General features: G+C 35.3%; 13 protein-coding genes. 7 read left to right on the forward strand and 6 right to left on the reverse strand.

What is annotated here, in order from left to right; all coding sequences use genetic code 11:
- The first annotated feature begins 61 nt into the window (after positions 1–61).
- Positions 62–1432 carry a histidine-type phosphatase gene (locus MY04_RS19315; protein WP_066212397.1) on the forward strand — a complete coding sequence of 457 codons (1371 nt, stop codon included), beginning with the start codon at positions 62–64 and terminating at the stop codon, positions 1430–1432.
- Between the two features lie 136 nt (positions 1433–1568).
- On the opposite strand, the gene MY04_RS19320 is transcribed toward MY04_RS19315, so the two are convergent.
- The gene (locus MY04_RS19320) at positions 1569–2927 is read right to left on the reverse strand and encodes a serine hydrolase domain-containing protein (RefSeq protein ID WP_066212401.1); all 1359 of its coding nucleotides are present in this window, start codon (positions 2925–2927) and stop codon (positions 1569–1571) included.
- Positions 2928–3140: 213 nt separating this feature from the next.
- On the opposite strand from MY04_RS19320, the gene MY04_RS19325 reads away from it, so the two are divergent.
- From MY04_RS19325 to MY04_RS19345, 5 genes are all read left to right on the forward strand, one after another.
- Positions 3141–3911 carry a hypothetical protein gene (locus MY04_RS19325; protein ID WP_066212403.1) on the forward strand — a complete coding sequence of 257 codons (771 nt, stop codon included), beginning with the start codon at positions 3141–3143 and terminating at the stop codon, positions 3909–3911.
- Positions 3912–3914: 3 nt separating this feature from the next.
- Positions 3915–4430, forward strand: coding sequence for a hypothetical protein (locus MY04_RS19330; RefSeq protein WP_066212405.1), 516 nt, complete (start codon positions 3915–3917; stop codon positions 4428–4430).
- Between the two features lie 224 nt (positions 4431–4654).
- Entirely contained in the window at positions 4655–5527 is an 873-nt protein-coding gene (locus tag MY04_RS19335) for a helix-turn-helix domain-containing protein (RefSeq protein WP_066212407.1), read from the forward strand.
- Positions 5528–5708: 181 nt separating this feature from the next.
- Complete coding sequence (gene katG, locus MY04_RS19340; protein ID WP_066212409.1) at positions 5709–7898, forward strand: catalase/peroxidase HPI; 2190 nt, start codon at positions 5709–5711, stop codon at positions 7896–7898.
- Between the two features lie 321 nt (positions 7899–8219).
- Positions 8220–10298, forward strand: a complete 2079-nt coding sequence (locus tag MY04_RS19345) for a L,D-transpeptidase (protein ID WP_084005974.1) — start codon at positions 8220–8222, stop codon at positions 10296–10298.
- Positions 10299–10393: 95 nt separating this feature from the next.
- Here MY04_RS19345 and creD read toward each other — a convergent pair whose 3' ends face one another.
- The 5 genes from creD to MY04_RS19370 form a co-directional block, all read right to left on the reverse strand.
- Complete coding sequence (gene creD, locus MY04_RS19350) at positions 10394–11710, reverse strand: cell envelope integrity protein CreD (protein ID WP_066213469.1); 1317 nt, start codon at positions 11708–11710, stop codon at positions 10394–10396.
- A 216-nt stretch (positions 11711–11926) separates the two neighbouring features.
- A complete protein-coding gene (locus MY04_RS19355; protein WP_084005976.1) occupies positions 11927–13390 on the reverse strand; it encodes a B12-binding domain-containing radical SAM protein in 1464 nt (487 codons plus the stop codon).
- Positions 13391–13478: 88 nt separating this feature from the next.
- Positions 13479–13769, reverse strand: coding sequence for a winged helix-turn-helix domain-containing protein (locus MY04_RS19360; RefSeq protein WP_066212414.1), 291 nt, complete (start codon positions 13767–13769; stop codon positions 13479–13481).
- The gene (locus MY04_RS19365; protein ID WP_066212418.1) at positions 13769–14377 is read right to left on the reverse strand and encodes a hypothetical protein; all 609 of its coding nucleotides are present in this window, start codon (positions 14375–14377) and stop codon (positions 13769–13771) included. The genes MY04_RS19360 and MY04_RS19365 overlap by 1 nt, the downstream gene beginning before the upstream one ends.
- A gap of 175 nt (positions 14378–14552) precedes the next feature.
- Positions 14553–15482 (reverse strand): helix-turn-helix domain-containing protein, encoded by a 930-nt coding sequence (locus MY04_RS19370; protein WP_066212420.1) that lies wholly within the window; start codon positions 15480–15482, stop codon positions 14553–14555.
- Positions 15483–15732: 250 nt separating this feature from the next.
- Between MY04_RS19370 and MY04_RS19375 the strand changes: the two genes are divergently transcribed.
- Entirely contained in the window at positions 15733–16680 is a 948-nt protein-coding gene (locus MY04_RS19375) for a sirohydrochlorin chelatase (RefSeq protein WP_066213471.1), read from the forward strand.
- Positions 16681–16708: the final 28 nt, after the last annotated feature.

The raw sequence follows: 16708 nt of genomic DNA on the forward strand, positions 1-16708 counted from the left end.
AGTATTATGATAATATCTGCCCATATCTTTTGGTATGGGCAGTTTTAAACCTGAAATGAAAATGAAACAAAAGACGTCCTTACTTGCACTATTTATTATTGGTTTATTGTTTTCGTGTCAGAAACAAATTGCCTATCAAGAAACAGATCAATTTAATCCATATTTAGGTTCTAAGCAGCAGTACCTATCACCCGAAAAAATTACCCCACTACCAAACAATAGTAAGTTATTATTTGTGAGTACAGTAAACAGACATGGTTCTAGGTTTATGAGTTCTCAGAAAGATGATATTGCCGTTTGGACATTACTAAAGCAAGCTAAAAAACAAAACTCCCTCACTCGAGAAGGGAGAGTGTTGTATGTTCAAATCAATAAATTGATTGAACTTCAAAAAGGGAACTACGGATTATTGACTACGACAGGTAAGAATGAATTGAAAGGTATGGGTGAACGTATGTATCAGCTCAATCCTCAATTCTTTGATGAAAATAGGGACATACAAGCCAATGCAACTTTCAAAGAAAGAACTCAAGATTCAAGAGATAATTTTTTAAGTGGCTTGAACAAAAAGAATAGTTTAAAGATCGAATTGTATAATGGCGAAAAAGGGTCGGATTATTTATTACGCTTCCATAAATCAACGCCAAGTTATTCGATGTATTTAAAAGAAAAAGGATGGGAGGCTCAGTACAACGAGGTATGGAATAGTAAAAGTATGCAAGAAATGGAAGACAGAATTCTGAACAAACTATTTGATAAAGAATTTGTCCTGCATTTACAAAGCAAGGACTTTGAGCCGATTCCAACAGAAGGAGGTTACACCATGTATCACTCAAAAGATTTTGTCAACAGCTTATTCGAATGTTATAAAATCTCTAAAGCTTTTACACCACAATTACAGCCAAAATTAGATAACATCTTTACGGTATCAGAAAAGTCGACTTTATCTTATTTGGCAGATATAAAAGCTTTTTATCAAAAAGGACCTGGTTTCGAAGGGGAGTCGATGAGTTATTCCAATGCAGTATCACTTTTATCGAAAGTTACATTGGAGCTAGAAAAAGCAGTAAATGGAGAACAAAATAAAAGTGGATATTTAAATTTTGCTCATGCGGAAACGACTTTGCCGTTAATCACTTTATTGAATATCAATGACTGTAACGAAGCGCAAGACGAGTTGAAAAAAGGAAGTTGGAGAGCTTCGAAATGGGCATCGATGGGAACCAACATTCAATGGTTTGTATTAGAGATTGATAGTAAAAAATATATTCACCTTCGATTCAACGAACAACCTGCATCATTACCAATCGACTCGAAATCGAAAGGTACTTTTCTGTGGGAAGATTATAGTAACTATGTTAAAACATTGGTAGCTGATTATGATGTGGACTACAAAGACACCAATTATAAAAAGATGTTACTTCAGCTATAATGAATTTAGCTGTTTTTAGATCTTGGTTTTTTTTATTAGCAATATACCATCTTGGGTATAGTTTTTTTAACTAATAGAGGCTGATACATTTTTGTATCAGCCTTCTTTCTTCTATTAAAGTTATAGTGAATGTGTATTATTTTAAGTGATTAACGATAGCATAAAACCCATTCAAGTCCATCGCATTCAACACATCATCTTTAGATACAGGTTGAGAAGATTGTTTGATAATGGCAATTTGATGTTCGATATCAAGGTATATCCACTGACCGTGAATACCGATAGCCATTACTGCTTCCTGACCTTTTGTATGTTTGATCCACCACTGAGCTCTGTAACTCCATTCGCCTTTTGGCATAATAGTATCATGAGATTCCGATCCGTTATCAAACGCTTTGATGTTACCACCTTCCTGCAACTTTTTGATGACTGATGGAGCAACTACTTGTTGACCGTTAAATTTACCATCGTTAATCATCATCGTTGCAAAACGAGCCAAGTTATATGGAGTAGCATTTAAACCACCACCAGCAACTAAAGTAGCATTGTTGTCTAACAACACATAGGTATCGCCTTCAGTACCTACTTTCGACCATAATTGGTCATGCATTGCTTCTTGGAACGATTGATTGTTTACACGGTTCGTTACCCAATTGACTACATCTGTTTTAGGCGTGTTGTAATTGAATTGAGCACCATGTACTAATCCTTCTTTCTTTTCAAGAGTCTGTAAATAATCATATAAATTGTCTTTGTATTTTATTCCCTCTACTTTTTCTGTCCAACCTAATACCGCTCCATATTGACGAATACCAGAATAAGGATCGGCATAGTCTTCATTAAAATCCATTGAGTTGGTCATATCCAATACATGTTGAAAAGTAGCATCGGCAAAAGAAGATGATTTTTTTAATTCAGGGATGTGATCAGAGACCAAATCATTTTCTGAAAGTTTACCTTCTTCAACAGCCAATAAACCTAACAATCCACCAAAAGATTTGGTTACTGACATCATTTGATGAGGTTGATTGGGATGCATTTCGTTATCGTATCTTTCGTAAACAATTTGATCACCTTTTACCACCACTAGGGCATCTGTGTAGGTGTGTTTTAGGAAAGTATCCATAGAAATGTGCTCTTCAGTTTCTGGATGAATGACTTGAATTTCATCTAAGCTCATATCAATATTCGATTTTAAATCGATACCTTTTTCTGCGGCTTTAATTGGAGCTGAAGGGTAGATTTCTCTCATATGTAAATACGACCATCTATTGTATGGGGGAGTTAATAAAGCATTCTTTTTTGTGACTTGTTTTTCTACTGCCGTAGGGAAACCTTCCATTAAACCAATTTCCTTAGCCGTAGCATATTTTTCGTATTGAAGTGTTGGTTTAGTTTCCACTTTTGGATCAACACCTTTGAAACTAGCATTAAGAATAAATAATGAAGTAACTGCTGATGCAATGAAACCGATAGATTTTACGTGCTTTTTCATATTCGTACTTTTTTGTAATTGATGATTCACTCATAGTAGGGCAAAAGCAAAATGAAACCCCTATACCATTGATAATTTTTTTTATACAACTATTGAATTGAGTAATGTCTTAAGGAAAGATTGTTTGAGTTTAAATTTTTTTGATGCCGTGAATAGGGTTTTACATGATTATCATCCCTTGTAAAAGTGAAGTACGAAAAAACAAATACGAATATGATCTTATTTAACATCAACCCTAGGCATGCCTATGGAAGTAGGCGTTGGCCTACCACACTTTTATTTCTTTTTATTCCTTTATTTTTGTTACAAAATAAAAGCTACGCTCAAGAGGAAGAAAAGATAGATAACTCAAAACCTACCAATCTCTACCGAAGGTTAAATGCGGTGGTAGAATCTAATGAAGACGGCAGGGTAGGTGCTCGATTAATTTACAACGGCACCGTAGGGAGTAACATTCTCTATAGTGTAGAATTACCCGTCTTCTCCACAGAAAATAAAGAAACAGGACAACGGTCTTATGGAATTGGAGATGTAAGAGCTCGATTTTTCCATGTGACACATAAGAATTATGAAAAAACACTTGGAACATTTGGTTACTCTGTAGATGTTTTTGTGCCAGGTCAGTCTGGTATAGGAAGCGATCGATGGATGATCTCTCCAGGTGTTTTAGTAGGTGTTATTGCTACGGATTGGATACAGTTTTTCCCCATTGTTTCTTATCAATACCGACATCATATGACTACAGGGGCCGTAAGTCATGGAGCTAGTTTCCAAGTGATCACTCCAATTAAATTTAGTGATAAAAGCTTCATGAGAATCACTCCAATCTGGCAGATGCCCGATTTCAGAAACCCAGAGGTCTCTACTGCTTTAGAGACTCAGTTTAACTATTTCATCAGTAAGAAAGTACAATTGCAGCTTTTCCATATGGCTCACGAAAAATATGGTAATACAGTACGAATAGGAACAACTATCTTTTTTTAAAACATGAAAAACATTTTAATCACACTATTTATTTTAGGGGCTGTGGCCTTTAACTCATTGGCACAAGATCATCCTAAAGGATATTTATCGATCACCACTTCTGGGTCGGGAGTGCTACAAAGAAATGCTCATTCATTTGTCATGAGTGCCGATTATAATCACTATGTTTCCGACCGATTTATGATTGGTATGTCGGTGATTGGCGATTGGGAAAAAGAGTACGCAAAACTAGAAGGAGGTACACAAGTAAACGACAGCTTTAAGAGTTCAGTCGCTTTCTATGGCACTTACCTATTTGGAAAAAATAGACAATGGGGCCTTGGAGGAGGGTATTCTAAAGACATTCTAAAAGGCGATACATTTAAATTAGGAAACGATTATGTAGATGCCTTTGTCATGTACTTTATACCTGTAGGAAATTTAGGTTATATCTGTCCTAGAGTAGGATATATACATGATTTTCAAGGGAAGGAACAGAGTATTTCTGCTGGATTTAGCTTTTCCGTCCCTATTAACTAAAGGCGTAATATTTCTTCATTTATAAGCTATTGTGAAGTCATCGTTTCCTAGATTCGATGACTTTTTTATGTATTATTTCTATCGGTTTGTATCAGAAAATTAATTACGAATTCGGAAAATTCTTTAGTTAAGTGATTTCAATTCCCAAGCAGTATTTTCTTTTTATAGATCTTTGCTGCATCAGGTTAATCAACTAATTCACTAGTAAAAACTATCACCTAATAATGACGAATCATCCAAAGGAAATACAGAAGCACTATTATAAAAAGCAATGGTACAAAGACATCGAATTTAATATTGAACCTATAGAAGATGTATTTGATAAAGTAGGGGAAAAGCTATTCCATCCACATCGATTGGATTTTCATCAATTTATTTTGGTGACCGAAGGAGGTGGAGATCACGAAGTAGATTTCAATCATTTAAAATTAAAAAAGAACTCTATCGTTCCGTTGATCATTGGTCAGATTCAATCCTTTAAAAAGCAGCAAAACATTAAAGGTTATGTGATTGTATTTACATCAAATTTTCTGGTACATGAAAAGGTGGATCAGAAATATTTGTACGACTTCCTTACTTTCAACACACTCATCCAACCTTTTTTACTTGATAGTACCTCGGAGATCAATCAGTTGGTCGAAATCTGTTATCAGACTTTTCAGAATAAGGAGGTATTCGAATACGAAGAGAGTTTAAGGTCTTTATTGAAAACCATTATTTTAAAAATAGAGCAAGAAAAAAGAAGATTTGTAAAGTTCCAACAATCTGAATTGGTTGGTCTTAGCATGAAGTTTAATAAAACATTAGAAGAAAAAATCAGTTATAAAACAAAAGTAAGTGATGTATTTCGTGAGCTAACGGAAGATCCTAAGAAAATATCGTTAGCAGTGAAAGAAACCACTTTGAAAACACCAAAACAACTATTAGATGAACGGATTGTATTAGAACTAAAAAGACTGTTGTCATATACAGATTTATCCATTAAGGAAATTGCCTTTCAATTAGGATTTGATGAGACTTCCAACTTTACTAATTATTTCAAAAAACATACTGATCTCACTCCTTCTGAGTTTAGAAACATGATGGTAAAATCCTGAAATTTATAAGTATTATCCCATTATTTATAAGTCGTTTTTTCTGTTTAATACCCTCCTTTGCATTTACAGTATTTGTATTTATATTGTTGATGTAAGCACCCTGATACAAAAGTCAATCATCCTATTATCAAAGAAGTAAACATCAACATAACCCCATAAATAAACATTTTATCTAATTAACATGGAACACAATTCACAAAGCTCAGGCGAATGCCCATTTCATTCTACATCCAGCAAAGAAGCCCACGGAGGTGGAGGCACACAGAATGCAGATTGGTGGCCAAATCAATTAAAATTAAGTATCCTTAGACAACATTCCTCTTTATCGAATCCCATGGATGAAGGCTTCAATTATAAAGAAGCTTTCGAAAGCCTAGATTACGACGTCTTGAAGAAAGATCTTCATGAGGTAATGACAGATTCCCAAGAGTGGTGGCCAGCAGATTTTGGTCATTACGGTCCTTTCTTTATTCGTATGGCTTGGCACAGTGCAGGTACCTATCGTATTGGAGATGGTAGAGGAGGAGCAGGTGCAGGACAGCAACGTTTTGCTCCATTGAATAGTTGGCCTGATAATGCCAACTTGGACAAAGCGAGAAGGTTACTTTGGCCTGTGAAACAGAAATATGGTCAGAAGATTTCTTGGGCTGACCTGATGATCTTAGCAGGAAATGTTGCCCTGGAATCTATGGGTTTTAAAACTTTTGGTTTTGGCGGTGGACGTGAAGATGTATGGGAACCAGAAATTGATGTATTCTGGGGAGAAGAAACAGAATGGTTAACCGATAAAAAGCGATATGATAATCCATCAAAAGATTTAGACAATCCTTTGGCTGCGGTGGAAATGGGATTGATTTACGTCAACCCAGAAGGTCCAGGCGGAAATCCAGATCCATTAGCTGCTGCAAAAGATATTCGTGAGACCTTTGCTCGTATGGGGATGAACGATGAAGAAACTGTTGCTTTAATTGCAGGCGGACATACTTTTGGTAAATGTCATGGTGCCGGCGATGCTGCCAATGTGGGGCCTGAACCAGAAGCAGCAGCAGTAGAAGAGCAAGGTTTAGGTTGGAAAAGTACATTTGGTTCGGGTATAGGAAAAGATGCCATTACCAGTGGTATTGAAGTGATTTGGACACAAACACCAACTAAATGGAGTTACTATTTCTTCGATAACTTGTTTAAATACGATTGGGAATTAACCAAAAGTCCGGCAGGGGCAAACATGTGGGTAGCGAAAGATGCAGAGGAAGTAATGCCTGATGCCCACGAGCAAGGAGTAAAACACAAACCTACTATGTTGACTACAGATTTGTCTCTGAAGTTCGACCCTGCTTACGAGAAAATTTCTAAAAGATTTCACGAATATCCATTAGAATTTGCTGATGCTTTTGCAAAAGCTTGGTTTAAATTGACACATAGAGACATGGGGCCAAAATCAAATTATTTGGGACCTGAAGTACCAAGTGATGATCTAATTTGGCAAGATCCAGTACCCACTGTAGATCATGATCTAGTGAAAGAGGAGGATATTGCATCATTAAAATCTCAAATTTTATCATCTGGCTTGAGCCTATCTGAATTAATCAGTACGGCTTGGTCATCTGCTGCTACCTACAGAGGATCTGATAAAAGAGGAGGAACAAATGGAGCAAGAATCGCTTTAGTACCTCAAAAAGATTGGGCAGTTCATCAGCCGGAACAATTAGATAAAGTTCTAGGAAAGCTAAAAGAGATTCAAGAACAATTTAATGGCAGTGGCAAAAAAGTATCTTTGGCCGATTTAATTGTGATTGCAGGCAATGCAGGAATTGAAAAAGCAGCAAGTAATGCTGGTAAATCTGTGAAGATCGATTTCTGCCCAGGAAGAACTGATGCACTTCAAGAACATACAGAGGTGAATATGATTTCTTTAATGGAACCGGGTGCCGATGCTTTCATTAATTATTATAATCCAGAAGTACCTGCTTCTCCAGAGAATCTATTATTGGATAAAGCTAATTTGCTGACTTTAACGCCTCCAGAAATGACAGTTTTATTGGGTGGTTTACGTTCTATGGGTGTCATTCATGGAGGTAAAAAGCACGGTGTCTTTACTACCAAAGAAGATACTCTTAGCAATGATTTCTTTAAAAACTTATTAGACATGAACATCATTTGGCAGAAAGACAAAGAAGATGAAAACGTGTTTTTAGGTTATGATAGAACTCAACATAAAATTGTTCGTTCGGCTACAATCGTTGATCTAATCTTTGGATCAAATTCTGAGTTGAGAGCACTAGCGGAGGTTTATGGATCTGCAGATGCGGAAGATAAATTTATCAACGATTTCCTTAAAGTTTGGACGAAAGTAATTCATTTAGGACTATAATTTCATCAGCTATAGATTTATAAATTAAGCCATCTTAATGATTGAATTAGGATGGCTTTTTTATTTTCTGAAATGTTAATTCTGAGATTGAGTCAACTATTTTTTTCTCTTTTGTGTTAAGGTGATAAGTTAATTATAAAGAACTGATTTTTTTTTCTTTAATTATCTAATATTATGTTGTAACAAATTGATATTGAGACTCTAAAACCAATTCAGATCATTTGATTTTAAATCATTTTTTTTAAATTCTAGATGATAAATTAAAGCTCAAGATTCAACAATTATCCCAAAAACTTGTAACTGATTTTACCCTGATTAGCTATGTACTCACTGCGATCTATTAAAATCCTCACTACCCTATTTTTAATAAGTAATGTAGTGTTTGCCAATTCAGAACGACCATCCAAAGTAGAAATTGCTAAAAAAGTCTACTCACTCGACGTTGTGTCTAAACTTAAAGAATTGGAAATGTATATGCCCGAAGAATTAAAGGGGCATACGGAGCATATTATTAACGATGTCCTTTCTTCTTATGCCCGCCTGTCTGAACATCAAAAAGATCTTTTGGTGCAGATGAAATGCAGTATGCGTGTTTTATCAAAAGAACAAAATACGACAGACTATGAGTTGGTGCATCAGAAGTTAAGCAAAGCTTTAAAGTATTTACGATCAAAATCCACAGAAGAAAAACAGTTTGCCTTTGTCGGGAATTTATCACGATCCAATGTTGGTGGCCAAAAAGGTTATTTGGTAGACATGAAAACGGGTACATTAGTAGAAGTGGATATATCTTCAGCTTGGAAAGGTATCGGTTTTAAGAACGAATCAGAAAAAAGTCCTTTAGGCTATTTTGAGGTGGTAAACCATTACGATTTAGAAGGATGGCAAGCCAAGACCATTACCTCACCTTTCTATAAAGTATTCCACAAAATCAAAGGGCAATCCTATAAAGGTGAAGTGAAATACCTGTATAGAAAATCGACTAAAATTGAGCGAGCGTTTATCACTTCCAATCAATTTGGTTTGATAGGTAAGAATGATGGAAATGAATACATCGATTTATCGGCAAGAGATTATTTACGTAACCATCGAGAGAATTTAAACTATATCGACAACAGTAATTCAAGCAAGCGCTTGATATACATTCATGGAACCAATAGAGAAGATCAATTGGGGTATGAGTTGTCTGGAGGCTGTATTCGTGTATCCAATATATTTTCTTTTCTGTTTAAAGAGGTCTTGGAAAGTCAACAAAGCATTGATGTGTTTTTAGATGCCGCTGCATTGTACGAACCTCAACCTATAGATATTCCTGGTTTTGATCCTATGGACTTAGAATCGATTTATAGAATACAGACCATACAGTTGAACCGTTGGAATTTGATGGATTCCATGAAACTCAACAAAAGGTTATTCCAACATATCCTGCCTAAGGTTTCACATCAGTTAGCCGATAAGATGACGAAGGTGAAGGACAGTCAGGTGAAAGTTTCGATTACCATGACAGTTCCATTTCCTGAATCTGCTATGAAATATTGGATTCCTATCATGCAGAATGATTTACACGAGTCGAAAGCGATTTTTCAGAACCGATTTGGATTAAAAGGTCAGTATGTCAATTCCTTAAAAGAATCCATGCATAGCTCGTTTTATGGAGCATATTCACCGGAGTTTTTAGATATCTATTTTCAGTCGCGGATGCAAGAGTTTCGAAGAGTACTTACCGGAACATTGGCGTATTCTATGAAGCAAAAAGAAATGGATACCGACTCTTTAGAGAACATTTTAGAAATTACAGAACAAGAATATACCGATCATTATTTCACAGAGAAAACGAAGTCTGAATTATTTAAATTTTATTCTATTTCTGATGAACGAAAACGGGTACTGCACTATATGGAAGTGTTGGATTCGGTAATTGTGCATCATCCGGAAATGATTGAGGAATTAGAACATTTGAGTTGGATGAAAGAATTTGTGAACCAAAGGGAACACGGTATTTTCGAAAATTCTGATGTGCCCGATTATTATGATGCCTTGTTGGTGCAATCTTATTTATATGCTTTAGGTGAAGAAGAATTGTATCATATTCAATTGAGGTTACACGAAAATTCTTCCATGAATGAGAGTAAGATTGAGGGCGACCTGTTAAGTAAGTATGGGTTATCAAAGACACTGAATATATTGGATGAACAGGGTCTTTGGTATCTGTTTGAATTTTCAAGATCATCTGAAAATTATATTAAGATGGGAATGGAAAGTGCACATCAACCCAAAAGAGATATGATGAGGGGTATACTGTTGTTAGCAGAATCGTATTATAGTCAGTTTAAATGGCAATCGAATACCTACATGATTACCACTGAGGTAGATGGCGATTATGCCGTACTGTCTGATTAAAAATATATAAAGAGAAATGGAGGTGACTATAAAGCCACCTCTCTAGTTAGATGAATAGAGTTAAAAAAGATCAGGAAATATTCTTGGTCTTTTTTTTATGATTGAGTGTCAATTTGTAATTGGTACCAGTTGATTTTTCGGGTATAGAACATGGTTGCACCAAGTATTATTGTAAGACCAATTCCTCCTAACAGTAAAGCATAATCCACCATTTGTAGCGTAGTGAATAGGAAACAATAAATGCCAATTAGAATAAGGGAGAGCATTAAGCTTAGTTTTTTGTTTTTAAATAGGGTGAGGGAGTAAAGGGAAATCATACCAATAATGCCTACACTAGAAATTCCAAAAGCAAAATTGAAATTACTGTGCTCTGAAATGGAAACTAAAAGGATATAAAACAGGCATAAGGCCAAGCCAACCATAGCATATTGCAAAGGGTGGATTCTCGTTTTATTCATGATTTCCACAAGGAAGAAAATAAGGAAAGTCAGGGCGATCGTCATAATTCCATATTTAGAAGAACGCATGGCTTTTTGGTAGTCGTCCAAAGGCACAATTAAGTCCATTCCAAAACGCGATTGATCCATGTACAATTGATGATTATTGGCTCTATCGTCCAACCATTCCTGAGGGAAATTTCTATTCAATTGAAGCACCTTCCATGAAGCAGTAAATCCTTCGCTGCTGATTTCTCTGTTATCCGGAAGGAAGTTTCCGACAAAACTAGGTGCTGTCCAATTGGAAGTAATGTCAACGTTGGTTGTTGCTCCCAAAGGAATAAACGAGAGATTCTGACTTCCCTGAAGATCCATTTTTAGTTTGAAATTGTAATCCTCTCCCTGTTGTATTTTTACAGGAACAGTTACCCCTTTCTTCACTACACCTTGAATCTGACTACCCGGTTGCGCTAAAATAGCCTCATCATTCCAGTTTAGTTTTAATTGATTTTTGATCCCTTTTAAATCTGATACTCCGATGGTAAGAAAGGCATTGTCATAATGTATTTCTTTAATCTGAGGTTCATTTAAGTGCTTGTTCAGATCAAAATGTCCATTCAATTCAATGATGGAACCATAAACAATCACCTCGTAAATACTTTTCTCTAGCGACTTAGAAGAAACGTTCCCTTTAATATTTAATTGATCCGGAAGGATGTACCAATTTTTCTCATAATTGAATACTTGTCCTTCTTTATCTATGGTTTGAAAAGAAACAGGAATGGTTAGAATCGGTCCTTTAATTTCTTGCTTATCTGCCCACTTGGAAGAAACATGTTCGGTCACCAATTCATTTTGTGATTCCCTTTCAATGATGATCGATTTGATCATGGATACAGGGATCAAAAGCAAGAGTATCATGACTATAATGATAGCTAATTTGACCATAACCGGATTAAAGTTCGAGTTTTTCATTTTATCTATTTGTTCCATTTTGATGAATTTTAAAAGTACTTTGAATTTCAAAGTGATTGAGTAAATTTTTTTAGATTAAAGCGTTTTTAATATCAAGTCGATGCTTTTATTGATAATTCTAGATTTTAGTCTCAGGTATTTTCTTTCGATAAAATAGAAGGACTGATAGACTAAATAGAAAACGAGATGCATATATAACTTCATAGTATTTGATGTTTAAGAGGCTTTATACTCCTCATTTAACTTTTTGATAATAGGACGAGCATTGATTTTCTTTTCTCCTTGAATGACGCTCTTTACAGTCTCATCATCTGCTTTAGAATAATTGACTTTCGATAAAATGGATTCAAGGAGAGGAAGCATATTGTTGAGACTTCTTGATTTAATAATGAAGTTCCAAAGTGGCTCAAACTTTTTCCAGCCTCCACTGTACATAAGATGTTTTACCTTGTGTTTAATAGAGTCGTGACTCATGCTAGCCGTGTAAATATTCGACCATGAATAGAATTCTTTGTAGGCCCAATCGTACCCATCTTTTAATTCTTGTGCCGTTAATTTGTTGGTTTTGTACACTACATTTCGGGTATCGTATAAGTCCCAATTTTTGGTCATTATTCTTCCTTGGGATTCCATATCAGAAAATAGTTTTGTTCCCGGATAAGGAGTAAGTACATGATAGGTCGAAGTGGTGATTCCATTTTCAACGCCCCAATCCACTGTACGTTTAAAAACATCCTGATCATCATCGTCCAAACCAAAAACGAAACTTCCGTTAATCATTATGCCCAAGGAATGTAGACGATTTACTGCTTTGATATAGTCTTTTTGAAGGTTCTGTTTTTTATTACTTTGCTTTAAGTTTTCTGGGGAAAAGGTTTCAAAACCAACAAAAACACTTCGTAAACCCGCTTCTGCTGCTTTTTCTATCAAATTGCCTCTAAGAATTGAATCGACAGTGGCTGCTCCTTGAAAGACACGATTCATTCCTTTCATGCCATCAAAAAGTTGGGTAGCAAACTTGGTATTCCCTAAAAGATGATCGTCGAGAAAGTACAAATGCTTACCAGGAAGTCGATCAATTTCGGAAAGGGCATCATCCACTCGTTGGGTATAAAACCCTTTACCACCTTGGAAAAAAGCATCTTTATAACAGAAGTCGCAGTGATGCGGACACCCTCGAGTAACCACAATAGAGTTAGGCACTAAGTAGCGTTCTCTCTTAATTAAATCTCTACGAATGGGAGGGATGGTTTCCAGCGTTCTTATAGAGGAACTATACCTTTTTTTCGGTCGCTTATTCTTAAAGTCCTTAAGAAATTGTGGGAAGGTTTCTTCACCAGGACCCAAGAAAATAGTATCGGCATGTGGTGCCGCTTCTTCAGGTAGGGAAGTGACATGTAGCCCACCCAATAACACATAAGCTCCTTTTGCTTTATAATGGTCGGCTATTTTATAAGCACGATAAGCATTGGTGATGTACACTTGTATGATCACTAAATCTGGAGAATCATTTAAATCTAATGTTTCTACATGTTGATCCTGTAAATCAATTTCGTCATCATCCGATAAATAAGCAGCTAAAGTAGCCAAACCCAATGGAGGAAATAGAGAGTATTTGATAGGTCTCCAGAAAGGACTTTCTGCTTCCGCTAAAGCAGGTAGGATCATTTTTACTTTCATAGTATTTCTATTTTTTGATTTGCAACAATTATAAGATCTTCATGTTTTTTAAAAGTACTTTGTATTTCAAAGTGAATGAATAAAAAAATTATTTCAATAAATCTTCAATGGCCTTGATATGCCTTTTAAAGGCAATTTTACCCATATCAGTGGCAGAATATTTTGTATTGGGTTTACGGTTTAAAAACTCTTTTTTGACAGAGACATATTCCACTTTCTCCAAGTTTTTTAGGTGTGAGGCCAAATTCCCGTCTGTTACACCCAGTAGTTCTTTTAGGGAATTAAAGTCCAAGTACTCATTGACAACAAGAGCGGCCATAATCCCCATTCGAACCTTATTTTCGAAAGCTTTATCTAAATTATTTAATAAGTCTTTCACTATCTGTTATTTGTAAAGTACATGTATATCCCGTAAGCGATGTGCAATACACCGAATCCGACAGCCCAAAAATAGATACCAAAACCTATAAATTGAGTAGCTAACAAACCTAATACAATTTCGAGAATTCCTAAGCTTTTTATATCAGAAAATGTGTACTTGCTTCCGTTAACTAAAGCTAATCCGTAAAAGATTAATGTCAGCGGAGCGGCCAACCCTACAAAACCCTTTGCTACCAGAATTAAGGTTAAAATACCTCCAGTTCCCAAAGGAATCAAGAAACTACCTACGAGACGTTTTACCTGCATATCCCACAGCTTCTGTCCATTTTTCTTTGCTTCAATATGTGTAAAGAAAAAAGAGGAAACCACAGCAGACGTAAAAGTAAGTGCACCAATTAAAATAAGATAATTGACATTAATCGATGCCAATTCGTTTCGCTCATAGCCAATCTTATACAAATGCTCATAAGCAAAATAAGCCCCAATTAAAGCACAAATCCCTGCACTTACGCCAGACAAACCACTCAAAGACATAAATCGAGTAGAACGATTCATAATGTCTTTGATCTCCTTAAGGTCGTTGATATATTCTTGTTGATTCTCCATTTGAAAAGTACTTTGTATCTCAAAGTAAGTGAAATAAATTAAAAGTTAAAAATGAAAAATGAAAAACTTGAAATGTTGAGCTAACGCAAGTGCCAAAAATAAATCTCCTTAATACTCCAAATCTACCCTAACTAACTACGTTTTTCATTTTTAACTTTTAATTTTTCATTTCCCCCTAAAAATTCGTCCTCATCTGATTCGGCGTCAGCCCCGTATTCTTTTTAAAGGCATAAGAAAAGTGAGAAGCATGTTGATACCCTACTTTTTCAGAAATATAGGAGATACTAAAATTGGTGGTAGTGAGTAGTTTTTTGGCCAATTCCATTCGTTTTCTATTGGCATATTCGAATATGGTTTCTTCGTAGGTTTCCTTAAAGTACTTTTTTAGATAGGAGGTATTGATGCCTACAGATTTGGCTAAATCTGAAATGGAGTATTGTATGTGTAATTCTTCGTCTATGGTCTGTTTTACTTTTTCTATTTGTGCTTTATATTGATGCGTACTTTTACTCTCTGTGTTGATCAATTGATCTGAAATGATAGAGAGTAATTCGAATAATTTTCCATTTAAAAACATCAACTGACAAACGCCTCTTTTACTGGTAGAAAAGATTTCTTCGATCAGCTTTTCAATATCTTTTTTGATTTGAAAAGTAGGGGGAAAGTTAGATTTGAATAAGGACATCATCATACTTTTTAATGCAGGATGAAAGATGCCTTGATCAAAATATTGATCATCAAAAAATAGAAAAATTAGAGAATGTTGACCTTGTTTTAAGTTCAATAGACAATCATCTTTACCAAGAAATATACCTTGATTGATAAGCGGAGAAGAGTAATTAATAATCATAGAATTTGATGAAGGATGAAAAAGAACACCCATTTTCCCTTTTGGTATTTCTAATGTCAAAGGAGCATCAAGATCTAAGATAAATTGATGAATACTAAAGTGTGTAAACCTAATTTTTTGATAATTATTTAATCGGTCTTCGATGAAAAGAGTAGATTTTAGAATATGTAATCCAAACTCCTCTTTGTCGTATATAACACTTGAGAATTGACTAATAAATTGATTTAATGCGATAGATGTTTGACTATCGACCATAGATATTGTTGATAAGTTAAATTGGAAAAATATGCTCAAATTTATGTTTATTTAGATTGAATAAAAATAATATTCAACCATATTTTTAAATTTTTCCGATTTCGATAAATGTTTCTCTTTTCGTAATTATTGATTTACAGTTAATTATGTTTTTTCCTTATTCGTAACAATCATTTCCGATTTCGATAAACTTTCTTGAAACGATGCCTCTACATTTGTGATGTTATTTAGATTAATTACAAATAAGAAGATGAAACTTTTCAACACACTAATACTTTCACTTATCCTTTCGCTAGCATTTTTTTCATGCTCAGAAAATAAAAAGAAAAACACTGAAACAGCAGAAAACGTTGCTGGAGAAAAAATCGGAGTTTTACTAGTGAACCATGGTTCTCACTCAAAACAATGGAGAACGATGTTAACAGATATCGAAATGGATGTTAGAAGTGATATCATGAAAAGCGGTGAGATTACAGATGTAAGAACTGCTTTTATGGAGTACACGGAACCTTCTATTGCGACGCAGATGAAGAAATTTGATGAGGAAAACTACGATAGAGTTATTGTGGTGCCTATCTTTTTAACGATCTCATCGCACACAAGTAACGATATTCCTAACATTGTAGGACTAACAAATGATCCTAAAGTAAAGGAATCTTTAAAGGAAGAAGGAATTGAAACTTATGCCTCTAAAGCTAGAGTGACGGTAACTCCATTATTGGATTACCCTACTGTATTGAAGAAAAATATTACGCGTAGAGCAAAAGCATTATCAAATGGTTCGGGCGACGAAGGTGTGGCACTAATTGCTTACGGAGATGCTGAATTCAACCAGCAATGGGAGAAAATGGTAGAAGATATTGGTCGTTACCTCAAAGCACAAACAGGTATTGGTTCTATCTCTTACGGATGGTGTGGTCACTTGGTAAGATACTCATCAGAACCAACGAAAAAGGCGATTGATCAGATTCTGGAGTTAGAAGAAAGAGCAATAGTGATCCCAGTATTGGTAGCAAACGATGAGCATTTCCAAGGAGAAATTATCCAAAATGGTGTTGATATGGTAGAAGATCAAAAGAGAGTGGTGTACAAGCAAGATGCTATTCTTCCAGATGCCAATATCAATAAGTGGGTAGTTAAAATTGTAGAAGAAACAATGGCTGACCTTAGAGGAGATAAGGAAGTCGCTACAAAATAATATACATCTCAGGTAATTAGTACGGAGA

Origin of the sequence: Flammeovirga sp. MY04, from assembly GCF_001682195.2 — a bacterium.
GTDB classification, from domain to species: domain Bacteria; phylum Bacteroidota; class Bacteroidia; order Cytophagales; family Flammeovirgaceae; genus Flammeovirga; species Flammeovirga yaeyamensis.